The organism is Cupriavidus sp. 10L43_2 (assembly GCF_056395265.1).
Window position 1 is genome coordinate 217,928 of the sequence record NZ_JBFTJE010000005.1, and the last position, 23,048, is coordinate 240,975.

The following is a 23,048-nucleotide window of genomic DNA, read 5'->3' on the forward strand; positions in this document are numbered from 1 at the left end:
ATATGCTCGCCCGTGCCATATAATCCCGCGCAACCGACCGACTCCGGAACCCATGTCAAACGAGCCAAAAACCAAGCGGGATCCCGAAGGCACGCGCCGGCGCATCCTGGCCGCCGCCACTGAAGAATTCGCAAAGGGCGGACTGGCCGGCGCACGCGTCGACCAGATCGCCCGGCGGGCCGAGACCAACGAGCGGATGCTCTATTACTACTACGGCAGCAAGGAAGGTCTGTTCCTGGCCGTGCTCGAAAAGCAGTACGCCGAGTTCCGTGCCGCCGAGGAACAGCTTCACGTGACCGATGAAGACCCGGTCGCTGCTGTCCGCACGCTGGCCCGCTTCGTTTGGGACTGGTACTACCAGCACCCCGAGTTCATCCGCCTGGTCAACAGCGAGAACCTGCACGAGGCGCGCCACCTGAAGAAGTCCGCCCAGTTGCACCAGCTGATCAATCCGGTGGTCAACGTGCTGGCAGACATTATCCGGCGCGGCCAGCAGCAGGGCGTGTTCCGCGATAACGTGGACGTACCTCAGTTCTACCTGACCATTTCGGCGCTCGGGTACTACGTGCTGTCCAACCGCTACACCATCAGCGCGGTAATTGGCCGCGACGTGGCTTCGGAAGACGAGCACGCGCGCTTTGCCGAGTTGCATACGGACATGCTGCTGGCCTTCCTGCAGAAGCGCTGAGCGGTTATCCCGGTCGGAAAAACAAAAATGCCCGCGAGATCATCGCGGGCATTTTTGCATTCGGCGTCCGGCTGGCTTCAGCGCGATTTACGGATGAAATCGCGCAGTTCCGGATAAATATTCTCGCGCCAGCGGCGGCCCGAGAAAATCCCGTAGTGGCCGGCCTTCGGCGCGGTGATGTGATGCCGCTTGGCCTTGGGAATGCCGGTGCACAGGTCGTGCGCGGCGGCGGTCTGTCCGGCGCCTGAGATGTCGTCCAGTTCGCCTTCGATGGTCAGCAGGGCCGTGGTCTTGATGTCCTGCGGACGCACCGGCGCGCCGTCGATCTCCCACGTGCCGTTGGCCAGTCGGAACTCCTGGAACACTTCCTTGATGGTGTCGAGGTAGTACTCGGCGGCCATGTCGAGCACGGCGTTGTACTCGTCGTAGAAGCGCACGTGCGCCTCGGCATCGTCGGCATCGCCCTCTACCAGGCTCAGGTAAAAGTCATAGTGCGAGGACAGGTGGCGGTCCGGGTTCATCGCCACGAAGCCGGCATGCTGCAGGAAGCCCGGGTAGACGCGGCGGCCGTGGCCCGGATAGTTCGCCGGCACGGTGTAGATGACGTTGTTCTCGAACCACTCGTACGACTTGTTGGTCGCCAGCGAATTGACCGCCGTGGGACTCTTGCGCGCGTCGATCGGGCCGCCCATCATCGTCATCGTGCAAGGGGTGGTTTCCTTGTTCGACGCCATCAGCGAAATCGCGGCCAGCACCGGCACCGTGGGCTGGCAGACCGAGATCACATGCAGGTTATCCGCGCCGATATGGCGGATGAATTCCTGAATGTAATAAATGTAGTCAGACAGGTGGAACGGGCCGACATCGGACGGGACCATGCGCGCATCGACCCAGTCGGTCACGTAGACCTTGTGGTCTTGCAGCAAGGTGCGCACGGTGTCGCGCAGCAGCGTGGCGTGGTGGCCGGAGAGCGGGGCGCAGACCAGGACGACGGGTTCGTCCTTGAGCAGCTTGATGGTCTCGGGGTCGTCCGCGTAGCGCTTGAAGCGCACCAGCTTGCAGAACGGCTTTTCGAAGACGGTTTGCTCGACGATGGGGATGTCCCGGCCGTTGGAGCGCACCGACTTGATGTCAAACGACGGTTTCTCGTATTCTTTGCCGAGCCGGTAGAGCAGTTCGTAGCCGGCCGCGAGGCGAGGTGCGCCCGGCACCAGGGAAAGAGGACTGAGCGGGTTGGTGAAGGTCTTGGCCGTCGCCTGAGCCCAGGCGGTCAGCGGGTTCAGCATGGAGCGCTGGAATTCGTGCAGTTGGTAAAGCATGCCGGTACCTGTTGCCTTTCTGTCGGGCGTTTGTGCCCGATGGATTATGCCCGCAATCGAACGGTCGTGCTTTGCAGCATACGCTTCCAAGTTACGCCGCCAAGCGGGGAAGACAATAGGACATTGGCTTGAATTCGTGGTGACAGACACCTACAGACACAAAAAGGCGACCGGGAGTGACCTCCCCGTCGCCTTTTATGTGGCACTGCGTCAGAACTGGTGCAATCGGCGTGTTGCTTTTTGGTGCAATGCGCCGAAGCCTTCGTGCTGTGATGCTTAGTACACTGCAGCGATGGCGTTGACCACCGCGTCGATGTTGCGGCTGTTCAGCGCCGCCACGCAGATCCGGCCCGTACCCACGGCGTAGATACCGTGGTCGTTGCGCAGGCGGTCCACCTGGTCAGTGGTCAGGCCCGAGTACGAGAACATGCCGCGCTGGGCCTTCACGAACGAGAAGTCACCCGGCACGCCCTTGGCGGCCAGCTTGTCCACCAGCGCATGGCGCATCAGCTTGATGCGATCCCGCATTTCGCCGAGTTCCTGCTCCCACATGGCGCGCAGCTCGGGGCTGTTCAGCACCGTGGCCACCACCGTGCCGCCGTGCGTGGGCGGGTTGGAGTAGTTCGTGCGGATCACGCGCTTGACCTGCGACATCACGCGCTGGGATTCTTCCTTGCTCGTGGTCACGATCGACAGCGCGCCCACGCGCTCGCCGTACAGCGAGAAGCTCTTCGAGAACGAGCTGGAGACGAAGAACGGCAGGCCGGAATTGGCGAACAGGCGCACGGCGGCGCCGTCCGGGTCGATGCCATCGGCAAAGCCCTGGTAGGCCATGTCCAGGAACGGGATCAGGTTGCGTTCCTTGACCAGTTCCACCACCTGCTTCCACTGGGCTTCCGACAGGTCCACGCCGGTCGGGTTGTGGCAGCAGGCGTGCAGCACGACAATGGTGTTGGCCGCGTAGGACTTCAGCGATTCCACCATGCCGGCGAAGTTCAGGCCATGGCTGGCGGCATCGTAATAGGCGTAGTTCACGACCGGGAAGCCGGCCGATTCAAACAGCGCGCGGTGGTTTTCCCAGCTCGGGTCGCTGATGGCGACCTTGGCATCCGGGTACAGGCGCTTCAGGAAGTCGGCGCCAATCTTCAGGGCGCCGGTGCCACCAAGTGCCTGGGCCGTCACAACGCGGCCTTCGGTGATCAGGGCCGATTCCTTGCCGAACAGCAGGGTCTGCACGGCCTGATCATAGGCGGCGATGCCTTCGATCGGCAGGTAGCCACGCGGCGTGGCGCTGGCCAGGCGAGCCTTCTCGGCCTCCTGCACGGCGCGCAGGAGGGGAATTTTCCCTTCGTCGGTGAAGTACACGCCAACGCCCAGGTTCACCTTGGTGGTGCGGGTGTCGGCATTGAAGGCTTCATTCAGGCCCAGGATCGGGTCGCGCGGGGCCATCTCGACGGCAGAAAACAAACTCATTTGGATTCTCGTGGTCAGCTGTGTAACAAAACGGAGGGCGTAGAATGCTTCGGGCTGCGCTGGCGGATCGCGTCGATGGCCCTACTGACAGGAACTGACAGTAGCGTGATGCCACAATGCTTGAAGCGGGTCCGCGCAACCCCAAGATTCTAGCGTATCCGCCAGTTTTTCCTCAGGTTTTTCCCTACCCTATGACGAATCTCGCCGAAGTCGCCCCGGTCCTGGACGAAGACAAATTCGTCACCTTTCCGGGCTCCCCGTTCCAGCTCTACCAGCCGTTCCCGCCCGCGGGGGACCAGCCCCAGGCCATCCGCCAGCTTGTGGAGGGCGTCGAGGATGGCCTGTCGTTCCAGACCCTGCTGGGCGTGACCGGGTCCGGCAAGACCTTCACCATGGCCAACGTCATCGCGCGCATGGGGCGGCCGGCCATCGTCTTTGCGCCGAACAAGACACTTGCGGCCCAGTTGTACTCGGAATTCCGCGAGTTTTTCCCGCGCAACGCGGTCGAGTACTTCGTCAGCTACTACGACTACTACCAGCCTGAGGCCTATGTGCCGCAGCGCGACCTGTTCATCGAGAAGGACTCGTCGATCAACGAGCATATCGAGCAGATGCGGCTGTCGGCCACCAAGAGCCTGCTCGAGCGGCGCGACACGATTATCGTGGCGACCGTGTCCGCGATCTACGGGATCGGCAATCCGAGCGAATACCATAAGATGATTCTGACGTTGCGCACCGGCGACAAGCTGAGCCAGCGCGACATCATCGCGCGGCTGATCGCCATGCAGTACACGCGCAACGAGACCGATTTCCAGCGCGGCACGTTCCGCGTGCGCGGCGACACGCTCGACATCTTCCCGGCCGAGCACGCCGAGATGGCCGTGCGCGTGGAGCTGTTCGACGATGAGGTCGACTCGCTCCAGTACTTCGACCCCCTGACCGGGCGCGTGCGTCAGAAGATTCCGCGTTTCACGGTCTACCCGTCGAGCCACTACGTCACGCCGCGCGATACCGTGCTGCGGGCGATCGAGGACATCAAGGTGGAACTGCGCGAGCGGCTCGATTTCTTCTACAAGGAGAATCGTCTCGTGGAGGCGCAACGGCTGGAGCAGCGCACGCGCTTCGACCTGGAAATGCTCTCGGAACTGGGCTTCTGCAAGGGCATCGAGAACTATTCCCGGCACCTTTCCGGCGCCAAGCCGGGCGAGCCGCCGCCGACGCTGGTCGATTACCTGCCGCCGGACGCGCTGATGTTCCTCGACGAGTCTCACGTGCTGATCGGCCAGCTCAACGGCATGTACAACGGCGACCGCGCGCGCAAGACCACGCTGGTCGAGTACGGCTTCCGCATGCCGTCCGCGCTGGACAACCGGCCGCTGAAATTCGACGAATTCGAACGCAAGATGCGCCAGGTGATGTTCGTCTCGGCCACGCCGGCGCAGTTCGAGAAGGACCATGCGGGGCAGGTGGTGGAGCAGGTGGTGCGGCCGACCGGCCTGGTCGACCCGATCATCATGGTGCGCCCGGCCACGACCCAGGTGGACGACCTGCTATCCGAGATCAACATCCGCGTGCAGGCCGGCGATCGCGTGCTGGTGACCACGCTGACCAAGCGGATGGCCGAGCAGCTGACCGAATTCCTGTCCGAGAACGGCGTCAAGGTACGTTATCTGCACTCGGACATCGATACCGTGGAACGCGTGGAGATCATCCGCGACCTGCGTCTTGGCACGTTTGACGTGCTGGTGGGGATCAACCTGCTGCGCGAGGGCCTCGATATTCCCGAGGTGTCGCTGGTGGCCATCCTCGATGCGGACAAGGAGGGCTTCCTGCGCGCCGAGCGCTCGCTGATCCAGACCATCGGCCGCGCCGCCCGGAACGTCAACGGTACCGCCATCCTCTATGCCGACCGCATGACGGATTCGATGAAGCGCGCGATCGACGAGACCGAGCGGCGCCGCATCAAGCAGATCGCGCATAACGAGGCCCATGGCATCACGCCGCGCGGCGTGGTCAAGCGGATCAAGGACATTATCGACGGGGTCTATGACCCGAACGAGGTCCGGGCGGAACTGAGCGCAGCCGCCGAGCGCGCAAAATACGAGGACATGAGCGAGAAGCAGGTCGCGAAGGAGATCAAGCGGCTGGAGAAGCAGATGCTCGACCATGCCAAGAATCTCGAGTTCGAAAAGGCGGCCCAGGTTCGCGACCAACTGGCCAAGCTGCGCGCCCAGGTGTTCGGGGCGAGCGGCGATCACATCCTATAGTGTCTAGGGTGTCCGGGGGCATCCACGCCGGACGGAGCCGGTCAACAACGAGGAGCGCGCCATGGTGACACAGTTCGAATACGGTGGTTACGCGGTGGTGGCGCGGGCAATTCCGCATGCCGGAGGCGGGTTTTCGGGCGTTGTGACGATCGCCGACGCGTTCGGCGAGGTCAGCGGTCCGACATTCGAATCGGAGACCGGCGCGGCGGCCACCCCGGAGGCGGCCCTGGCATTGGCCGAAGCTGCCGCCATGCGCACAATCGATGCCGGCGAGGTGAACTGACCCGGGCCAAGGGTCGCCGGCAGCACAGGAGACAAGACATGGCCTATAGCAGTGAATGGAAAAAGAGGGTTTTCGAGACGCACGAGATCCAGGTGCAGGTGAAACCCCGTTCGTCGATCGAGTGGGAATACACGGTGCGCGTCTGCCGCCCCGGCACCAATATCCGCGCGGCCGGCACGCTGGTGGAAACCGCGCCACCGACGGACCACTTCAAGACACCGGAAGAGGCGGAAGCGGCCGGCTGGGAGAGAGGGCGGGAGCTGGCGGTGCAGTTGGCATAGTGCCGACATCATCGGCAAAGTAAAATCATGCCGATGAAAAAATTCGCCATCCTGATGTGCTGCATGGGCAATATCTGCCGTTCGCCGACGGCGGAAGGCGTGCTGCGCGCCAAGTTGATCGCCGCGGGTCTTGCGGAGCAGGTCGAACTGGATTCCGCCGGTACCCACGACTATCACCTCGGGCGCCCGCCCGATGCCCGCAGCCAGCGCTACGCGCTGCAGCGCGGGTATGACCTGTCCGCGCTGCGGGCGCGCAAGGTGGGGGTGGCGGACTTCCAGCGCTTTGACCTTGTGCTGGCGATGGACCACGCCAATATGTCCACGCTACGCACACTGCATCCCGAAGTCAGCCCGGACAAGCTCCGGCTGCTGATGAGCTTTGCCACCCGGCACCCTGCCGAGGAAGTGCCCGATCCCTATTACGGCGAGGGCGATGGCTTCGAAACCGTGCTCGACTACGTCGAAGACGCCTGCGACGGTGTGGTAGCCATGCTGCGCGAACGGTTGGCGCCCACCCGCTGAGGTCCCCGCCAAGCCCCGCAGCCCCAGGCCGGCACGTTGCCGGCCCTCCAGAGATATCCATGGTTTTTTCCCTGTTCCGCAAATGGCGCAAGTGGCGCGAGTCACGCAATGCGAGCTTGCAGCTCGACGCCATCCTGGCCTCGGCCAATCCCGACGCCTTGCTCGCGGACCGCAACGCCTGGCTCGTCGAGCTGGGCTACTGGCTCCGGCGCGACGGCAGCCTGGCCGTCGATCCCGATCCGGATACCCACCCCGATCAGGCCAACGCCCCGGCGCGCAGCTATCCCGCCCACGTGCGGCTGCGTTACCTGCTCCAGGTGCTGGCGCGGCACCCCGATTGGGCGGATCGCTTCGCGCGCACCATCCGCTCGATCGTCCGTGACAACGATCCCACCTCGCTGTTCTGCGATACCGGCGTGGCCTCCCACCCCGGTTTCTGGGGCGAGATGGTCGATCGGCTCCAGGCGCGCTTCCTGCCGCCGCCGCCCAACCGCAACGACATGGTCGGCCTGTTCGCGCTGGTCTTTGCCGATGAGGCTGATGCGGATTGGGTCGATGGACTCGATGCCGACCTGATCGAGCGCATCGCGTCAGCGCTGCAATCGGGCGCCGGGGGCGATCGCATCCAGCTCGAGGACACGCTGGCCGCAAGCATCCAGGTGCTCGCCAGTCAGGTGCGCGCCACCGGCCTGAGCCAGTCAATTCGTTCGCGTCTGCCCGGCCGCGTGCAGGACACGCCATTTTTCCGGCTCGACATGGCCATCGCGGCGTTGTGCGAAGAGGGGCTGGCCCATGACAACGAGGTCTTCGGCCATCGGCTCAACTATTTCCGCGCGCTGCTCGATGGCTGTCTGGCCGCCGCGCAGCATGTCTATGCCGATCTCGAGGAGAACGGCGTCTCCGTCGAGGTGGTGTTCCAGATCGAGCGCATGAAGGTCCGCCTGGCGCGGATCGACCTGCTGCTCAACGCCTGGGTGGACCCAGGCCGCCACAGCCGCCACGCGCACCTGATGGCCGAGCTGATCCGCTCCACGCAGGCCCGGCGCAGCATCGCGCATCTGGCCGGCTCATCGTTCGCGCAACTGGCGCGCAAGGTGGTGGAGCGGTCCGCCGAGACCGGCGAGCACTACATCACGCGGGACCGTAAGGAGTACGGCGAGCTGCTGCGCGCGGCGGCCGGCGGCGGGCTGGTCACGGTGGTCACGGTCTATCTGAAATTTCTGATCTACGGCCTGCATCTGGACAAGTTCCTGGAGGGCCTGCTGGCCTCGCTGAACTATGCCGGCAGCTTCCTGGCGATCCATTTCGCGCATTTCACGCTGGCCACCAAGCAGCCGGCGATGACCGGCCCGGCGCTGGCGCACCGGCTCGATGGCGTAGGGCGGCCAGAGGGGCGCGAGGCCTTCGTCGACGACACCATCGCGATGATCCGCTCGAACGCGGCGGCGATTTTCGGCAACCTGGCCGTGGTGTTCCCGGTGGCACTGCTGGTGCAGTGGCTGGCCGGAAGGCTGCTCGGCGCCAATCTGATCACGCCGGCCAAGGCCATTGCCACGATCGAATCGTTCTCGATTCTCGGCCCCACGCCGCTCTACGCCGCGTTCACCGGCGTGCTGCTGTGGCTGTCGAGCCTGATCGCCGGCTGGGCGGACAACTGGTTCGCGCTGCACCGCGTGCACGACGTGATGGCCTACCACCGCCGGCTGCGCTACGTGCTGGGGCAGGGCGGGGCGATGAAGCTGGCGGATTTCTGGAAGCGCAATCTGTCGGGCATCGCGGGCAATGTGTCGCTGGGCTTCCTGCTTGGGCTCGGGCCGGAGATCCTGAGCTTCTTTGGACCGCATATGGAAGTGCGCCATGTGACGCTTTCCACCGGTTCCGTGGGCACGGCCATCGGCGTGCTCGGCATGGATGCACTGCGCATGCCGTCGCTCTGGCTGGCCGTGGCCGGTATCGCGCTGATGGGGGTGTTGAACGTGGCAGTCAGCTTTGCGCTGGCATTCTATATGGCGATGCGGTCGCGCAACCTGCCTCGCGTGGATCGGCGCGAACTCAGTGCGGCGGTGCGCAGGCGCATTGTGCGGCACCCGATGTCGCTGCTGATTCCGCCGCGCGCGGTGCCCGTGGCGGCGCCTGCGCCGGGCGATGTGGCCTGAAAAGCGTCGTGCCGGATACCGTGCACTGCAGCAGGGGTACTTGACTGATTTGGTCGGATAAATTTATACTTGAGCGAAACGATCAAGTATTTCCTTCTCCCCGAGCATCATGAGACTGACCACCAAAGGCCGTTTTGCGGTAACCGCCATGATCGACTTGGCCATGCGCCAGGATCAGGGGCCCGTCACGCTCGCTGGCATCAGCCAGCGCCAGAAAATCTCTCTGTCCTACCTGGAGCAGCTGTTTGGCAAGCTGCGCCGGCACGAGATCGTGGAAAGCGTGCGCGGTCCGGGGGGTGGCTACAGCCTCGCCCGCAAGGCCGAGGACGTCACCGTGGCGGACATCATCATCGCCGTGGACGAGCCACTGGACGCCACGCAGTGCGGCGGGAAGGGCAATTGTAACGGAGATGACGGATCCGGGCGATGCATGACACACGAGCTGTGGGCCACGCTGAACCAGAAGATGGTCGAGTACCTCGACTCCGTCTCCCTGAAGAACCTCGTTGACCAGCAGCGCGCCCGCCAGCCGGCGGTGCTGCACGACATGCGCGAAGACGCCGCGCAGCCCGTGCCGGTGACGCGCAGCAAGGCCGAGAAGCAGGAAAAGCCGGCGCGCCCCCGCGTGGTGAACTCGGTGTTCAGCCTCGCGCAGTCCTGAGCAGATTTCAGATAGTTGGTTTAAACTATCGGTAGACAGTAAGCGATTAGCGGTCCCTATAAGGCAGTCATAACGATGAGCACCCCACATTTCCCCATCTACATGGATTATTCGGCCACGACGCCGGTGGACCCGCGCGTAGCCGACAAGATGATTCCGTACCTGCGCGAGCAGTTCGGCAATCCGGCCTCGCGTAGCCACGCCTATGGCTGGGAAGCCGAGCGCGCGGTCGAAGAAGCGCGTGAGCAGGTGGCCGCGCTGGTGGGCGCCGATCCGCGCGAGATCGTGTGGACGTCGGGCGCAACCGAGTCGAACAACCTGGCCATCAAGGGTGCCGCGAACTTCTACTCGGGCAAGGGCAAGCATCTGATTACGGTGAAGACCGAGCACAAGGCGGTGCTGGACACCACCCGCGAGCTCGAACGCCAGGGCTTCGAGGTGACCTACCTCGACGTCAAGGACGACGGCCTGATCGACATGGACGTGTTCCAGCAGGCGATTCGCCCGGATACGATCCTGGTGTCGGTGATGCTGGTGAACAACGAGATCGGCGTGATCCAGGACGTGGCGCAGATCGGCGAAATTTGCCGCGCCAAGGGCATCATCTTCCATTGCGATGCGGCCCAGGCCACCGGCAAGGTCACCATCGACCTGAACACGCTGAAGTGCGACCTGATGTCGTTCTCGGCCCACAAGACCTACGGCCCGAAGGGCGTGGGCGCGCTGTATGTACGTCGCAAGCCGCGTGTGCGGATTGAGGCGCAAATGCACGGCGGTGGTCACGAGCGCGGCATGCGTTCGGGCACGCTGGCCACGCACCAGATCGTCGGCATGGGCGAAGCGTTCCGCCTGGCCCGCGAGGAAATGGCCACCGAGAACGAACGGATCCGCATGCTGCGTGACCGCCTGTGGCGCGGCCTGTCGGGCATGGAAGAGGTGTACCTGAACGGCTCGCTGGAACACCGCGTGCCGCACAACCTGAACGTGAGCTTCAACTTCGTGGAAGGCGAGTCCCTGATCATGGCGATCAAGGACGTGGCCGTGTCGTCGGGCTCGGCCTGCACGTCGGCCTCGCTGGAGCCGTCGTACGTACTGCGCGCCCTGGGCCGCAACGACGAACTGGCGCACAGCTCCATCCGTTTCACGGTGGGCCGCTTCACCACCGAGCAGGAGATCGACTACACGATCGAACTGCTGAAGAACAAGATCGGCAAGCTGCGCGACCTGTCGCCGCTGTGGGAAATGTTCAAGGACGGTGTCGACCTGAACTCGATCCAGTGGGCCGCCCACTGAGCAGCGCCCAAAACAATAACGACCCCCATTCAAGATTCGTCAGAGGTAGCCAAAATGTCTTACAGCAACAAGGTTCTCGACCACTATGAAAATCCGCGCAACGTCGGTTCGTTCGACAAGAACGACGACGCGGTGGGCACCGGCATGGTCGGCGCTCCGGCCTGCGGCGACGTGATGAAGTTGCAGATCAAGGTGAATGAGGCGGGCGTGATCGAAGACGCCAAGTTCAAGACCTACGGTTGCGGCTCGGCCATCGCGTCGTCGTCGCTGGTGACCGAATGGGTCAAGGGCAAGACCGTCGACCAGGCCCTTGAGATCAAGAACACGCACATCGCCGAGGAACTGGCGCTGCCGCCGGTGAAGATCCACTGCTCGATCCTGGCCGAGGACGCCATCAAGGCGGCGGTCGACGACTACAAGAAGAAGCACGGCGTTCCCGCCGCGCAGCAGGCTGCCTGATCGGCGGACTGGCTTTTTCGTTGGAAACTGCCGCGCCCGGCGCATTGGCCGGACGCGGTGTCTGACAGCAAGGCAACGATGATCACAATGACCGAAAAGGCGGCGAAGCACGTCGCCCGCTACCTGGAACGCCGCGGCAAGGGCGTGGGCCTGCGCGTGGGTGTGAAGACCACCGGCTGCTCCGGCCTGGCTTACAAGCTTGAATACGTGGACGAAGTGCTACCCGAGGACCAGGTCTTCGAGACGCGGGGCCTCAAGGTGATCGTCGACCCGAAAAGTCTGCCGTACATCGACGGCACTGAACTGGACTTCGCACGCGAAGGGTTGAACGAGGGTTTCCGCTTCAACAACCCGAACGTCAAGGACGAGTGCGGCTGCGGCGAGTCGTTCCGGGTCTGATATCCGGCGACGTGCTGAAGTGCGCTGAAGTGCAATGAAGTGCGAAAGGGGGGCGGCGTGGCCGCTCCTTTTTGTTGGGGAAGGTTTTGAAAGACGATTTTTTCTCGCTGTTCGGCTTGCCGGTGCGCTTCGGTGTGGATCAGGCATCACTCGATGAAGCCTACCGCACCGTGCAGTCTCAGGCCCATCCGGACCGCTTTGCCAACGCCGGCGACGCCGAGCGGCGCGTGGCGATGCAATGGGCCGCGCACGCCAACGAAGCCTATCGCACGCTGCGCCAGCCGCTGAAGCGCGCCATCTACCTGCTCACGCTGCGCGGCGTGGACATCCAGGCGGAGAACAATACCGCCATGGCCCCGGCCTTCCTGATGCAGCAGATGGAATGGCGCGAGGCGCTGCAGGAAGCGGTGGAAGACCGCGCAACGGACCGGCTCGACGGCCTGCTGCGCGACCTGCGCCAGGAACGGCGCGAGCGCCTGGAGGCGCTCGGCGCGCTGCTCGATGCCGGCAGCAATGAGGCAGCCGGCGCTGCGGCGCGGCAATTGATGTTTATCGAGAAGATCGAACACGACGCCAGCGAGGCGATCGACCGGCTGGAAAACTAGGCGAATCGCCAGTCTCCCGGCACGGTCCTCCCCGGCGAAGTCCGGACATCGCCCCACAAGAACACGCGAAGAATCATCATGGCACTGCTCCAGATTTCCGAACCCGGCATGTCGCCGGCCCCGCACCAGCGGCGCCTGGCAGTCGGTATCGACCTTGGCACCACCAACTCGCTGGTGGCTGCCGTGCGCAACAGCATTCCCGAAGTGTTGTCCGACGAGCGCGGCCGTCCGCTGCTGCCCTCGGTCGTGCGCTACCTGCCGGACCGTACGGCCCACATCGGCTATCGCGCGCAGGACGAAGCCGTGCGCGATCCCAAGAACACCATCGTCTCCGTCAAGCGTTTCATGGGCCGTGGCCTGCGCGACGTGGCCAATATCGAGCACAGCCCGTACGACTTCGTCGATGCGCCGGGCATGGTGCAGATCAAGACTGCCGCCGGGGTGAAGAGCCCGGTGGAGGTGTCGGCCGAGATCCTGGCGACGCTGCGTCAGCGCGCCGAGGATTCGCTTGGCGACGATCTCGTCGGCGCCGTGATCACGGTGCCGGCCTATTTCGATGACGCCCAGCGCCAGGCCACCAAGGACGCGGCCCAACTGGCCGGCCTGGAGGTGCTGCGCCTGCTCAACGAGCCGACCGCGGCGGCCATTGCCTACGGCCTCGACAACGCGGCCGAAGGGATTTACGCGGTTTACGATCTCGGCGGCGGCACCTTCGACATCTCCGTGCTCAAGCTGACCAAGGGCGTGTTCGAAGTGATGTCCACCGGCGGTGACTCCGCGCTTGGTGGTGACGATTTCGATCAGCGCCTGCTGTGCTGGATCGTGGAACAGGCCGGCCTGCAGCCGCTGTCCGCCGAAGACACCCGGCTGCTGATGGTGCGCGCCCGTGCCGCCAAGGAAGCCTTGTCCGAGAGCGACAGCACGGTGATCGACGCGGTGCTGGCCAGTGGCGAGATCGTTCACCTGCCGCTGTCCGCCTCGGTTTTCAACGATATTACGAAGCATCTGGTGCAGAAAACGCTGGCGCCGGCGCGGAAGGCGCTGCGCGATGCCGGCGTCGAGACGCAGGACGTGAAGGGCGTCGTGCTGGTGGGCGGTGCCACGCGCATGCCGTCGATCCGCAAGGCTGTGGGCGACTACTTCGGCCAGACGCCGCTGACCAACCTCGATCCGGACAAGGTCGTGGCCCTCGGCGCCGCCATGCAGGCCAACCTGCTGGCCGGCAACCACGCGCCCGGCGAGGACTGGCTGCTGCTCGACGTGATTCCGCTCTCGCTGGGCGTGGAAACGATGGGCGGACTGGTCGAGAAGATCATCCCGCGCAACAGCACGATTCCCGTGGCACGCGCCCAGGAATTCACGACGTTCAAGGACGGCCAGACCGCGATCGCGATCCACGTGCTTCAGGGCGAGCGCGAACTGGCGAGCGATTGCCGCTCGCTGGCGCGCTTCGAGCTGCGCGGCATTCCGCCGATGGTGGCCGGTGCCGCGCGGATCCGCGTGACCTATCAGGTGGATGCCGACGGCCTGCTGTCGGTGGCCGCGCGCGAGATGCACTCGGGCGTGGAGGCGTCAGTCTCGGTCAAGCCGTCCTACGGCCTGGCTGACGACGACATCGCGCGCATGCTGCAGGACAGCTTCCGCGAGGCCGAGCACGACATGAAGACCCGCGCGCTGGCCGAGGAGCGCGTGGAAGCCGAACGGCTGGTGGAAGCCACCACGCGCGCGCTCGAGGTGGACGGCGACCTGCTGACCGCCGAGGAGCGCGCGAGCGTGGAAGTGCTGATGGCCAATGTGCGACAGATTGCAACAGGCGACGACCACCACGCGATCAAGACCGCCGTGGAGCGGTTGTCGCATGGCACGGACGAATTTGCCGCACGCCGCATGGACCGCTCGATCAAGAGCGCGCTGGCGGGGCGCAAGGTGCAGGAGCTCGGCTGAGCCGCACCGAATTGAGAATAGTCATACCAGGACAGACATGGCACAAATCATCGTATTGCCTCACGTGGAACTGTGCCCCGAGGGGGCCGTGTTCGAGGCACCCCAGGGCACCAGCATTTGCGACGCGCTGCTGAGCCAGGGCATCAACATCGAGCACGCCTGCGAGAAGTCTTGCGCCTGCACCACGTGCCACGTGGTAGTGCGCGAAGGCTTCAATTCGCTGGAAGACGCCGAGGAAAAGGAAGAAGACCTGCTCGACAAGGCCTGGGGCCTGGAGCCGAACTCGCGCCTGTCTTGCCAGGCGCTGGTGGCGGACGCGGATCTGACCGTAGAAATTCCAAAATACACGATCAACCACGCCAAGGAAGGCCACTGAGATGAAATGGACTGACACCTTCGACATCGCCGCGGCGCTCTACGACAAGTACCCCGAGGTGGACCCAGTGACGGTCCGCTTCACGCAACTGCGCCAGTGGGTCCTTGAACTGGACGGCTTCGACGACCTGCCCGAGCGCTCGGGTGAGAAGATTCTCGAGGCGATCCAGGCTGCGTGGATCGAGGAAGCGGCGTAAAGCTGCACCTATCGTAGATCGATGAAAAACGGCCGCGCTGGCATCCACCAGCGCGGCCGTTTCGCTTTCCCAGGGGAAGCGCTTACCCCCGCTTACCCCGTTACCAGCACGCCACGTTCCATGTGGACACGCTGGCCCACATCTACCCCCGGCGGGTTCTTGTAGGTGAAGGTGCGGCGCGTGCCATCGTCCATCTGCACGCTGACGCGGTAGGCCTTGTCCTTGTTCACGTGCTTCTCGACCACGTTGCCGGCGTAACCGCCCGCCGCCGCACCGGCTACGGTGCCGAGAATCCGGCCGTTGCCGCTGCCGATCTGGTTGCCGAGCAGGCCGCCCACCACGGCGCCGCCGACCGCGCCCACGCCGCTGGTGGGCTTCTCCGATTCCACGACGCTCACGGCCGTGACGCGGCCAGCCGTATGGCTGGGCCGGGTGGCGGGACGCTCCTCGGCCTGAGCCTGCTGCGCGGGCGGCTCGTTACGCGCCTGCTGGGATTGTTGGGATTGCTGGGCCTGTTGAGCCTGTTGGGCGTCATAAGCCGGCGGGCGGGTGGTCGAACCCGGCGGGGGGGTAATGGGCTGGGTGGCGACCGGGGCCGGGTAGTCGGCTGGCCCCTGGTTCGCCTTCGTGAGCGGCAACACGCCGGTCACGGCCGCCACCGCGGTCAGGCTGGCCACCACTACGGCGACTGCCGCGGCGCCGACCAGCGGGTGCAGGCGGCGCTGGGGCGGCAGCGGCGGGGTGGGCGAATTCGACGGATGGGCGGTAGCGGGAGTGGGGTGCTGCATTTGTTGTTCTCCGGGTGACCGGACTTGCCGGTCGATACCCCAAGTGTGGCCGAATCGCGCCCCGATTGCCGTTCGATTTTGTAAGCATTCGTAGCGCGGAAAACCCTTGTCAATCATGGGTTTGTCGCGCTATCGGAGTGCGTCCTACAGGCGCTCCAGTAACAAATTTGGCTCATGGAAGCGGGCGCTCCCTCTAACATTTTCCCTCATCCTCAAGCCCGTAAGTACATGCGAAGGGGTCGTACCATTTGTTCTTTCCATAGTAGACGTAGACCTTATCGCCTCCGTGCGTCCATACCAGTGTTGCCGTCCCGCCGGAATATAGGCTCCACGCCCCGGTACTGCTGTCCCCGAACACGACGGTGCCCGTGGCATAACATGGGGAGTAGTAGTCGTGGAGCACCATGCGCGCCTGGACAGGGTATATCTTGGAAAAGAAGTTCTTTACCTGCGTCACCGTTGGCCGGAATCTCTTGCATAGCTCGGCTGTCCGCGGATCTCCATCTGGTAGCGATTGGCCGACTTCTTCAATCACCACTTTTCTGACATCTCTGGCTGAGCAAAGCGCGGCCGTCATGCACAGCAAAACAAAGGCAGCGGATCTCAAGAGGGGAAGAGTTCTTGATCTCACCATTTTGCGGTCCTCGCTTCGGTCAGGTTCTTGTAGGAAATATCGGGGTGCCGATAGACTTCCCGCGCCGCCACCGCAAAGGTGTCCATGAGCTCTGAGATCAGCCAGTCCAATGAAGAGTTTTGAGCGGCAGTTCCATCCTCGTAAACTTCCTTGTTCTTGGGTCCGATGGCCATGCCTACCAGCTCTATGCCTATCGAGTCATGATTGGATGGAAATCGGTTGGGCCATTTTTTCTTTACTTCGTGTCGATGTAGCGCACCAGTTCCGAGCTTGGATATCTTGTCTAGCTCGATGGGAGAGCACTGTTTGGTCAAAATGCAGCGCGACCGGAGTCGTCCGACGTGATTCGTCACTCTCCGCAAGGATGCGGTTTGATAGATGATGCCGTCCTTGTCTATCAAGAAGTGAGCGCCATTGGCCGCAACATCGCCATAGCTGTTAAATGTATGGGACGACTCCGGGGCGCTTGTCTGGTGTACAACGATCCCATTTACGGTATCCATCGGTCCGCGCTCGATCTTCGGGAAAATCTTCACCCTCACTCGCTCCGCGTCGACATGCCCTTGCTTCGTAATAAATAGCATCCTCGCTCCTGGTTAGGTCGCCCTTATCAACTGGGGGCGGCCATCAACCTAGCAGGAGCGAACACAGGGAAACAATCGCTGATTCCTTAAACCGCGGGTACAGAGACGTTCGCATTTCGGTCGCCACAAAGAAAAACCCCACACTCGAAAAAGTGTGGGGTTTGTCAGTGGTCTGCCACCTGCCACGCATGCGGTGGGTTGTCTGGGTGCGTACCTGCGGTTCAGTCCTCGCGGCGCAGGTGCGGGAACAGGATGACGTCGCGGATGTTCGGGCTGTCGGTCAGCAGCATCACCAGACGGTCGATGCCGATGCCGCAGCCACCCGTCGGAGGCATGCCGTACTCGAGCGCGCGGATGTAGTCGGCGTCGAAGTACATCGCTTCCTCGTCGCCGGCGTCCTTCTGCTCCACCTGCTTGCGGAAGCGGTCAGCCTGATCCTCGGCATCGTTCAATTCCGAGAAGCCGTTAGCGATCTCGCGGCCCGTGATGAACAGCTCGAAACGCTCGGTGATGCCCGGCAACGTGTCCGAGGCGCGCGCCAGCGGTGACACTTCGACGGGGTAATCGACGATAAAGGTCGGCTCCCACAGTTGGCTCTCGGCCGTTTCCTCAAACAGCACCAGCTGCAGCGTGCCGAGGCCGGCGTTCAGGAACTGCGGCGCGCTCGTATTCACGCCAAATTTCTTCAGTTCGGTGCGCAGGAAATCGGCATCGGTCAGTTGCGCGTCGGTGTACTCGGGCGCGAACTTCTGGATCGCCTGGCAGATCGTCAGGCGATGGAACGGCTTGGCGAGATCCAACTCGCGGCCCTGGTAGGTCACCGTGGCGCTGCCGCGCGCATCGATGGCCGCCTGGCGGATCAGGTTCTCGGTGAAGTCCATCAGCCAGCGGTAGTCCGTGTAGGCCGCGTAGAACTCCATCATCGTGAACTCGGGGTTGTGGCGCGGGCTCACCCCTTCGTTACGGAAATTACGATTGATTTCGAACACGCGCTCGAAGCCGCCGACGACCAGGCGCTTCAGATACAGCTCGGGCGCGATGCGCAGGAACATCTGCATGTCCAGCGCGTTGTGGTGCGTAATGAAAGGCTTGGCCGCCGCACCGCCCGGAATCGGGTGCAGCATCGGCGTTTCCACTTCCATGAAGCCGGCGTCGGCCATATGGCGGCGCAGCGACGAAATGGCATTTGTACGAGCCCGGAACGTGGCGCGTGTCTCGGGCGAGACGATCAGGTCCACATAGCGCTGGCGGTACTTGGTCTCCTGGTCGGCCAGGCCGTGGAACTTGTCCGGCAGCGGGCGCAGCGACTTCGACAGCAGGCGTAGTTCGCGCACCTGCACCGACAGCTCACCCTTATTGGTGCGGAACAGCTCGCCGCGCGCGCTGATGATGTCGCCCAGGTCCCAGTGCTTGAACGCGGCGTAGACGTCTTCGCCCACCTTGTCACGCGTGACGTAGAACTGGATCTGGCCGCTGCCGTCCTGCACGGTCGCAAAGCTGGCCTTGCCCATCACGCGCTTGAGCATCATCCGGCCGGCGATGGCCACTTCCACGGGCTGCGCTTCCAGCGTGGCCTGGTCGGTCTCGCCGTGCTCGGCGTGGAGCGCGGCGGCCTGATGCGTCGGGCGGAAGTCGTTGGGGAAGGCCACGCCTTGCTGGCGCAGGGCCTGCAGTTTCTCGCGCCGCTCCGCGATGATCTTGTTCTCGTCGGCGGCAGGCGTATCGGCGGCTGGGGCGCGGGTCGGTTCGTTCATGATGTGTCGGTGGATCGCTCCGGCTTGGCGCCGGCGCGGTTCGGTTCAGTTCGGTTCAGTAATTGCGGATGTCGTCGAGTTCGGTCTTGCCGAAGTCGGGACGCTCCAGGTAAGCCACGATGCGCCGCGCCGTGTCTTCGGGCGAGGCGAGCTGGTCGTTGGCCTTGAGATCGCGGAAGCGCTGCACGGCCGCGAAGTCCGCACCGCGGATGGTTTCCTGCATGTCGGTATCGACCACGCCCGGCGCCAGCGCCACGGCGCGCACCGCGCGCGGCTCCGGCACGCTCGCGTACTCGGCGTTAACCGAGCGGATGAACATGTCGAGCGCGGCCTTGCCGGCGCAATAGGCGCTCCAGCCCGGCACCGGGTTGCGCGCGGCGCCCGACGAGATCGCCAGCACCTTGCGCGCGCAGTCAAAGCGGGCAGTGTGCTCGATGAACGCGCCTGTCATGGTCATCGGCGTGGCCAGGTTGGTCAGCAGATGGGGGATGAGCGTGGTCTCGTGCAGCGCCGTGATCGGGCCAATCGGCTCTACCACGCCGGCATTGAGGATCAGCGTCACGCTGGCCGGGGTATCGTCCACGGCATCAAGCACGCTGCCCAGCCAGCCGGCGGCCGCGCTGGGCTGGGACAGGTCCTGCAGGTGCCAGGCCACCGGCACGCCGCTGGCGGCGATATCCGCCTCCAGTTCGGGGCTGCGGCTGCGCGCCACGCAGATCACCCGGTTGCCCGGTTTCAGCAACGCGCGGGTCAGTGCCGCGCCCAGGCCGCGCGATGCGCCCGTGACGATATAGAGATGGATACCTGCGCTCATGGTGCCCCGGATGTCCTGGTGGTCTTGGTGGTTCGAAGTTGAAGCGGAATGCGTCGAAGTTGGCCGGCGGAAACCGGCGCGCCACCCCGGGGGCGGCGCGCTGGTCTGCTTACAGGCCCTGTTTCAGGCTGGCCTCGATGAACGGATCGAGGTCGCCGTCCAGCACCTTCTGGGTGTTGGACATTTCCACATTGGTGCGCAGGTCCTTGATCCGGCTCTGGTCCAGCACATACGAGCGGATCTGGTGGCCCCAGCCCACATCGGTCTTGCCGGCTTCGAGCTTGTCGGCCTCGGCCTGACGCTTGCGCATCTCATGCTCGTACAGGCGCGACTTCAGCATCGACATGGCCTCGGCACGGTTACGGTGCTGCGAACGGTCGTTCTGGCACTGCACGACGATGCCGGTGGGGATGTGGGTAATCCGCACCGCCGAATCGGTCTTGTTGATGTGCTGCCCGCCCGCGCCCGATGCGCGGTAGGTATCCACGCGCAGGTCGGCCGGATTGACTTCCACCTCGAACGAATCGTCCACCTCGGGGTAAACGAACACCGACGAGAACGACGTATGGCGGCCGCCCGACGAATCGAACGGCGACTTGCGCACCAGGCGGTGCACGCCGGTCTCGGTACGCAGGTAGCCGAACGCGTAGTCGCCCTCGATCTTGATGGTGGCGCTCTTGATGCCGGCCACGTCGCCCTCGGACTCTTCGAGCACCTCGGCCTTGAAGCCCTTGCGCTCGCAGTACTTCAGGTACTGGCGCAGCAGCATCGACGCCCAGTCGCACGCTTCCGTGCCGCCGGCGCCGGCCTGGATGTCGATGAAGGCGTTGGCCTGGTCCATCTCGCCCGAGAACATGCGGCGGAATTCCATGCCGGCCACGATCTCCTCGAAGCCCTTGACGTCGGTTTCGATGGATTCGAGCGTTTCATCGTCGCCTTCCTCGCGCGCGAGCTCGAACAGCTCGTCGGCGCCAGTCAGGTCGTCCGTCAGCTTGCCGAGGACCTGTACCACGGCCTCGAGCGCTTTCTTTTCCTTACCCAGGTCCTGGGCCCGCTTGGGGTTGTTCCAGACCTCGGGGTCTTCCAGCTCGCCGTTGACTTCGTCCAGGCGTCCTACTTTGACATCGTAGTCAAAGATACCCCCGTAGATCTTCCGTCCGGGAACGGAGATCGGAGATGGCACCGGAGATGGCGTTGAGGCGTTCTGCTTCCATGATGTTCCTGCGCTTCCAAAACCTTGAATTATAGCGGATTGGCGCCGTAAATCCCGGGAGGGATCGTCGCGTGTGGCGAACCGTTCGCGATGCGAACGGTCTACCAGGGGATCGCGGCGCCACTTGGCAACACTTCGGCGACAATATCGGTGAATAACAGGAGTGAATTCGGACGCATGACAGCAAGCAACTTCGCCAGACCAGACGTGTCCGCGGCCCGCCGCCGCGCGCTGGGCCGCCTTGGCGCGGCAACGATGGCCACGCTCACGGCCACGCTGCTCGCCGCCTGTGGCACGACCCCGACAGAACCGGCGCCGGACGGCTTCTACCGCGTGGAACGCGGCGACACCATGTACTCGATCGCCCGGCGCAACCGGCGCTCCGTGGCCGAACTGGCCCGCTGGAACGACCTGACGGACACCAACCAGATCGAGGTCGGGCAACTGATCCGGGTGCGGCCGCCAGCCGCGGCGGCGGCAGCGTCGGCATCGGCACCGTCCAAATCATCAGAAAAATCTGAAAATTCGGCCAAACAGGCTGATACCGCGCCGTCGCGCCCGCCGGCCAACGCCATCAAGCTGCAATGGCCGGCCGACGGCCGCGTGACGGGCCGCTTCGCCCTGCCGGCCGAGAAGGGCCTGCGGATCGAGGTGCCGGCCAACGGCAAGGTCCGCGCTGCCGCCAGCGGCTGGGCCATACACGTCGGCACCCTGCGCGGCTACGGCATGCTGGTGATCGTGAAGCACAGCGACGACTGGCTGACCGTGTACGGCAACCTCGACAAACCGCTGGTCAAGGAAGGCGCCCGCATCACCACGGGGCAGGAAATCGGCAGCATGGCCGGCGCGGCCGAGCTGCACTTCGAGGTGCGCGGCAACGGCAAGCCGGTGAATCCAGCCACCTACCTGCCGGCGCGCGGGTAGGGAGATTGCCTGCGGCAGGCTATTGGGCGCCTGGATCTTTCGGTTTGGGCGCCTTGAATGGCTTGATCACGTATTTCTCGCCATGCTTGCGGCAGTCATTGGCGACGGCGCGCCACCAGGCTTCGGTGACGAGGTAGGTGCTGCCGTTGATGTCGTCGGGGGTAGGGACGGTGTCCCGGCCCAATTTCAAGGTGCGATTCGCAGCCGTCAACCCGATGTCACGCATATCCCGATACAGATTTCCCCGCCATAGCATGAGGGTTTGCTCCTCGTCCCATAGCACCCAAGCCTGGGACGTGCCGTCTGGCCATTTGTAGCCAACGGCGCAGAAGCGATTGGTTCGACCATTCTTTCCGGAGCTCAATAGAACATGCTTCATGGCGTGGAGTGGCTGTCGATAATAGGGATTCGTTGATACCTTAATTCGGCTGCTCGCCACTTCGGCAATGCCAGGCGGCAGCGGGCCTGCTGCCTGGGTGCTGAGGCAGGCAAAGGCCAGTATCACGGGCAAGATGAATCGTTGCTTCATCGCCTTGCCTCCAGTGCTCCGCTGGTGTTCGGCGTCAATTGAGCCAGGAATGCGTCGGTCAGGGTATAGAAGTCCTGGCCGCCCTTGGCGCGAAACTTGACGAAGTTGTGCCCTGGGCTATCCGAGCCTTCAGTTTTCCATGCGTATAGCTTCTTGGGGCAAGGGTCGGCGCCGGCCTTCGTGCCCTTGGAGACGGCGATAGCATGTTCCACAAAGATCTGATGAGATCTGTAACGATTGTCTGCACCATCGTGCGCCAGATTGAGTATGGCGTTCAGTGTGACGTTCTGCGCTGGAGGCAGTTGTGGATATTGCTCAAAGCCTTCGACCTGTCGTTGAGCCTTGATCAGCGTGGTCAAAGTGGAGGCGCCCCGAGCGGAGAAGTGTTGCGGCCCCAACTTCAGACGGTTCCGAAGTACGTGCACCATCCACTGCATGCTCTCCAGCGACTCATCCAGGCTCACAAACTTGGGATGGCTCGGGGCGGCGTTCTCGACAATCAACATCCGCGCGAGAATCCCTGCCTCGGTATCCGCTTCCGGGAGCTTGAGTCGCGGCTCAAGCTCCACGGTCAGCCGTGCCGTATTGCTGTCCTTATGTTGCAGTCGCCCCTGTGCGTCTGTTACGTAAGCGTCCAGATGGACGACGCGTCGGCTGACGATGCTGTGATCCTGCACTTCCAGTCGGAGCACCTGCTCGGCTCTTCTGTCATCGACCCTTAGCGGCACGACGCTTAGGACGCTGTCAGTACTCCGGAGAACGAGGTGTTTCCTATTTGGACCGAGTCCGGAAACCTTGAACTGGAGTCGATTCCCCGGAAAGAGGGTGATTTGCGCGCCGAGTGGCGCGCCGTTGCTGCGCAGGAGTTTGGCCATATTGCTTCAAC

At 63.7% G+C, this 23,048-nt stretch carries 24 protein-coding genes; 15 read left to right on the top strand and 9 right to left on the bottom strand.

Annotation, left to right across the window (positions count from 1 at the left end; all coding sequences use genetic code 11):
• Positions 1-52: 52 nt before the first annotated feature.
• The gene (locus AC1DEL_RS09680; protein ID WP_092292557.1) at positions 53-688 is read left to right on the top strand and encodes a TetR/AcrR family transcriptional regulator; all 636 of its coding nucleotides are present in this window, start codon (positions 53-55) and stop codon (positions 686-688) included.
• 77 nt (positions 689-765) lie between these two features.
• Here AC1DEL_RS09680 and AC1DEL_RS09685 read toward each other — a convergent pair whose 3' ends face one another.
• Positions 766-2,007, bottom strand: a complete 1,242-nt coding sequence (locus tag AC1DEL_RS09685) for a polyhydroxyalkanoate depolymerase (protein WP_092292559.1) — start codon at positions 2,005-2,007, stop codon at positions 766-768.
• 276 nt (positions 2,008-2,283) lie between these two features.
• Positions 2,284-3,480: an amino acid aminotransferase gene (locus AC1DEL_RS09690; RefSeq protein ID WP_092292561.1), complete on the bottom strand. Its 1,197-nt coding sequence runs from the start codon at positions 3,478-3,480 to the stop codon at positions 2,284-2,286.
• A 191-nt stretch (positions 3,481-3,671) separates the two neighbouring features.
• Between AC1DEL_RS09690 and uvrB the strand changes: the two genes are divergently transcribed.
• The 13 genes from uvrB (at position 3,672) to iscX (ending at position 14,922) form a co-directional block, all read left to right on the top strand.
• Positions 3,672-5,747, top strand: coding sequence for an excinuclease ABC subunit UvrB (gene uvrB / locus AC1DEL_RS09695; RefSeq protein WP_092292563.1), 2,076 nt, complete (start codon positions 3,672-3,674; stop codon positions 5,745-5,747).
• Between the two features lie 61 nt (positions 5,748-5,808).
• Positions 5,809-6,030 (top strand): hypothetical protein, encoded by a 222-nt coding sequence (locus tag AC1DEL_RS09700; protein ID WP_092292565.1) that lies wholly within the window; start codon positions 5,809-5,811, stop codon positions 6,028-6,030.
• Between the two features lie 38 nt (positions 6,031-6,068).
• Positions 6,069-6,311, top strand: coding sequence for a hypothetical protein (locus tag AC1DEL_RS09705; protein WP_092292567.1), 243 nt, complete (start codon positions 6,069-6,071; stop codon positions 6,309-6,311).
• A gap of 33 nt (positions 6,312-6,344) precedes the next feature.
• Positions 6,345-6,833 carry a low molecular weight protein-tyrosine-phosphatase gene (locus tag AC1DEL_RS09710; protein ID WP_092293287.1) on the top strand — a complete coding sequence of 163 codons (489 nt, stop codon included), beginning with the start codon at positions 6,345-6,347 and terminating at the stop codon, positions 6,831-6,833.
• Positions 6,834-6,892: 59 nt separating this feature from the next.
• Positions 6,893-8,989, top strand: a complete 2,097-nt coding sequence (locus tag AC1DEL_RS09715; RefSeq protein ID WP_477125573.1) for a site-specific recombinase — start codon at positions 6,893-6,895, stop codon at positions 8,987-8,989.
• Between the two features lie 109 nt (positions 8,990-9,098).
• Entirely contained in the window at positions 9,099-9,650 is a 552-nt protein-coding gene (gene iscR, locus AC1DEL_RS09720; protein ID WP_144196102.1) for a Fe-S cluster assembly transcriptional regulator IscR, read from the top strand.
• Between the two features lie 69 nt (positions 9,651-9,719).
• Entirely contained in the window at positions 9,720-10,943 is a 1,224-nt protein-coding gene (locus AC1DEL_RS09725; RefSeq protein ID WP_304441456.1) for an IscS subfamily cysteine desulfurase, read from the top strand.
• A 54-nt stretch (positions 10,944-10,997) separates the two neighbouring features.
• Positions 10,998-11,402 (top strand): Fe-S cluster assembly scaffold IscU, encoded by a 405-nt coding sequence (iscU, locus tag AC1DEL_RS09730; RefSeq protein WP_092292573.1) that lies wholly within the window; start codon positions 10,998-11,000, stop codon positions 11,400-11,402.
• A 78-nt stretch (positions 11,403-11,480) separates the two neighbouring features.
• Complete coding sequence (iscA, locus tag AC1DEL_RS09735; RefSeq protein ID WP_092292575.1) at positions 11,481-11,801, top strand: iron-sulfur cluster assembly protein IscA; 321 nt, start codon at positions 11,481-11,483, stop codon at positions 11,799-11,801.
• An 86-nt stretch (positions 11,802-11,887) separates the two neighbouring features.
• A complete protein-coding gene (gene hscB, locus AC1DEL_RS09740) occupies positions 11,888-12,406 on the top strand; it encodes a Fe-S protein assembly co-chaperone HscB (protein ID WP_477105044.1) in 519 nt (172 codons plus the stop codon).
• Between the two features lie 78 nt (positions 12,407-12,484).
• Complete coding sequence (gene hscA, locus AC1DEL_RS09745; RefSeq protein WP_092292579.1) at positions 12,485-14,350, top strand: Fe-S protein assembly chaperone HscA; 1,866 nt, start codon at positions 12,485-12,487, stop codon at positions 14,348-14,350.
• Between the two features lie 37 nt (positions 14,351-14,387).
• Positions 14,388-14,726 (top strand): ISC system 2Fe-2S type ferredoxin, encoded by a 339-nt coding sequence (fdx, locus tag AC1DEL_RS09750; RefSeq protein WP_092292581.1) that lies wholly within the window; start codon positions 14,388-14,390, stop codon positions 14,724-14,726.
• A 1-nt stretch (position 14,727) separates the two neighbouring features.
• Positions 14,728-14,922, top strand: a complete 195-nt coding sequence (gene iscX, locus AC1DEL_RS09755) for a Fe-S cluster assembly protein IscX (protein WP_092292583.1) — start codon at positions 14,728-14,730, stop codon at positions 14,920-14,922.
• A gap of 92 nt (positions 14,923-15,014) precedes the next feature.
• Here the strand turns inward: iscX and AC1DEL_RS09760 are convergent, their stop codons facing one another.
• The 5 genes from AC1DEL_RS09760 to prfB form a co-directional block, all read right to left on the bottom strand.
• A complete protein-coding gene (locus AC1DEL_RS09760) occupies positions 15,015-15,710 on the bottom strand; it encodes a glycine zipper 2TM domain-containing protein (protein WP_477125572.1) in 696 nt (231 codons plus the stop codon).
• Positions 15,711-16,337: 627 nt separating this feature from the next.
• A complete protein-coding gene (locus tag AC1DEL_RS09765; protein WP_477125571.1) occupies positions 16,338-16,928 on the bottom strand; it encodes a peptidoglycan recognition protein family protein in 591 nt (196 codons plus the stop codon).
• A 221-nt stretch (positions 16,929-17,149) separates the two neighbouring features.
• Positions 17,150-18,682, bottom strand: a complete 1,533-nt coding sequence (gene lysS / locus AC1DEL_RS09770) for a lysine--tRNA ligase (protein ID WP_477125570.1) — start codon at positions 18,680-18,682, stop codon at positions 17,150-17,152.
• Between the two features lie 55 nt (positions 18,683-18,737).
• The gene (locus AC1DEL_RS09775) at positions 18,738-19,496 is read right to left on the bottom strand and encodes an SDR family oxidoreductase (protein ID WP_477125569.1); all 759 of its coding nucleotides are present in this window, start codon (positions 19,494-19,496) and stop codon (positions 18,738-18,740) included.
• A gap of 109 nt (positions 19,497-19,605) precedes the next feature.
• Positions 19,606-20,710 (bottom strand): peptide chain release factor 2 gene (prfB, locus tag AC1DEL_RS09780; protein ID WP_143093866.1). Its coding sequence is split into 2 segments (ribosomal slippage): positions 19,606-20,628 and positions 20,630-20,710, totalling 1,104 coding nucleotides; the frame shifts between segments, so codons are not numbered across the junction.
• Positions 20,711-20,886: 176 nt separating this feature from the next.
• Between prfB and AC1DEL_RS09785 the strand changes: the two genes are divergently transcribed.
• On the top strand, positions 20,887-21,633 hold the full coding sequence (locus AC1DEL_RS09785) for a M23 family metallopeptidase (RefSeq protein WP_092292596.1): 747 nt from the start codon (positions 20,887-20,889) through the stop codon (positions 21,631-21,633).
• A gap of 19 nt (positions 21,634-21,652) precedes the next feature.
• Here AC1DEL_RS09785 and AC1DEL_RS09790 read toward each other — a convergent pair whose 3' ends face one another.
• Complete coding sequence (locus AC1DEL_RS09790) at positions 21,653-22,162, bottom strand: hypothetical protein (protein WP_255370742.1); 510 nt, start codon at positions 22,160-22,162, stop codon at positions 21,653-21,655.
• Positions 22,159-23,037 carry a hypothetical protein gene (locus AC1DEL_RS09795; RefSeq protein WP_477125568.1) on the bottom strand — a complete coding sequence of 293 codons (879 nt, stop codon included), beginning with the start codon at positions 23,035-23,037 and terminating at the stop codon, positions 22,159-22,161. The genes AC1DEL_RS09790 and AC1DEL_RS09795 overlap by 4 nt, the downstream gene beginning before the upstream one ends.
• Between the last annotated feature and the right edge of the window lie 11 nt (positions 23,038-23,048).

Coding starts and splice junctions, on each gene's coding strand:
- fdx (WP_092292581.1), top strand. CDS start 14,388: ATGGCACAAATCATCGTATTGCCTCACGTGGAACTGTGCCCCGAGGGG.
- AC1DEL_RS09710 (WP_092293287.1), top strand. CDS start 6,345: ATGAAAAAATTCGCCATCCTGATGTGCTGCATGGGCAATATCTGCCGT.
- AC1DEL_RS09680 (WP_092292557.1), top strand. CDS start 53: ATGTCAAACGAGCCAAAAACCAAGCGGGATCCCGAAGGCACGCGCCGG.
- AC1DEL_RS09765 (WP_477125571.1), bottom strand. CDS start 16,928: ATGCTATTTATTACGAAGCAAGGGCATGTCGACGCGGAGCGAGTGAGG.
- uvrB (WP_092292563.1), top strand. CDS start 3,672: ATGACGAATCTCGCCGAAGTCGCCCCGGTCCTGGACGAAGACAAATTC.
- iscU (WP_092292573.1), top strand. CDS start 10,998: ATGTCTTACAGCAACAAGGTTCTCGACCACTATGAAAATCCGCGCAAC.
- iscX (WP_092292583.1), top strand. CDS start 14,728: ATGAAATGGACTGACACCTTCGACATCGCCGCGGCGCTCTACGACAAG.
- AC1DEL_RS09690 (WP_092292561.1), bottom strand. CDS start 3,480: ATGAGTTTGTTTTCTGCCGTCGAGATGGCCCCGCGCGACCCGATCCTG.
- AC1DEL_RS09775 (WP_477125569.1), bottom strand. CDS start 19,496: ATGAGCGCAGGTATCCATCTCTATATCGTCACGGGCGCATCGCGCGGC.
- iscR (WP_144196102.1), top strand. CDS start 9,099: ATGAGACTGACCACCAAAGGCCGTTTTGCGGTAACCGCCATGATCGAC.
- AC1DEL_RS09715 (WP_477125573.1), top strand. CDS start 6,893: ATGGTTTTTTCCCTGTTCCGCAAATGGCGCAAGTGGCGCGAGTCACGC.
- AC1DEL_RS09785 (WP_092292596.1), top strand. CDS start 20,887: ATGACAGCAAGCAACTTCGCCAGACCAGACGTGTCCGCGGCCCGCCGC.
- iscA (WP_092292575.1), top strand. CDS start 11,481: ATGATCACAATGACCGAAAAGGCGGCGAAGCACGTCGCCCGCTACCTG.
- lysS (WP_477125570.1), bottom strand. CDS start 18,682: ATGAACGAACCGACCCGCGCCCCAGCCGCCGATACGCCTGCCGCCGAC.
- hscA (WP_092292579.1), top strand. CDS start 12,485: ATGGCACTGCTCCAGATTTCCGAACCCGGCATGTCGCCGGCCCCGCAC.
- AC1DEL_RS09760 (WP_477125572.1), bottom strand. CDS start 15,710: ATGCAGCACCCCACTCCCGCTACCGCCCATCCGTCGAATTCGCCCACC.
- AC1DEL_RS09685 (WP_092292559.1), bottom strand. CDS start 2,007: ATGCTTTACCAACTGCACGAATTCCAGCGCTCCATGCTGAACCCGCTG.
- AC1DEL_RS09700 (WP_092292565.1), top strand. CDS start 5,809: ATGGTGACACAGTTCGAATACGGTGGTTACGCGGTGGTGGCGCGGGCA.
- AC1DEL_RS09705 (WP_092292567.1), top strand. CDS start 6,069: ATGGCCTATAGCAGTGAATGGAAAAAGAGGGTTTTCGAGACGCACGAG.
- AC1DEL_RS09790 (WP_255370742.1), bottom strand. CDS start 22,162: ATGAAGCAACGATTCATCTTGCCCGTGATACTGGCCTTTGCCTGCCTC.
- AC1DEL_RS09795 (WP_477125568.1), bottom strand. CDS start 23,037: ATGGCCAAACTCCTGCGCAGCAACGGCGCGCCACTCGGCGCGCAAATC.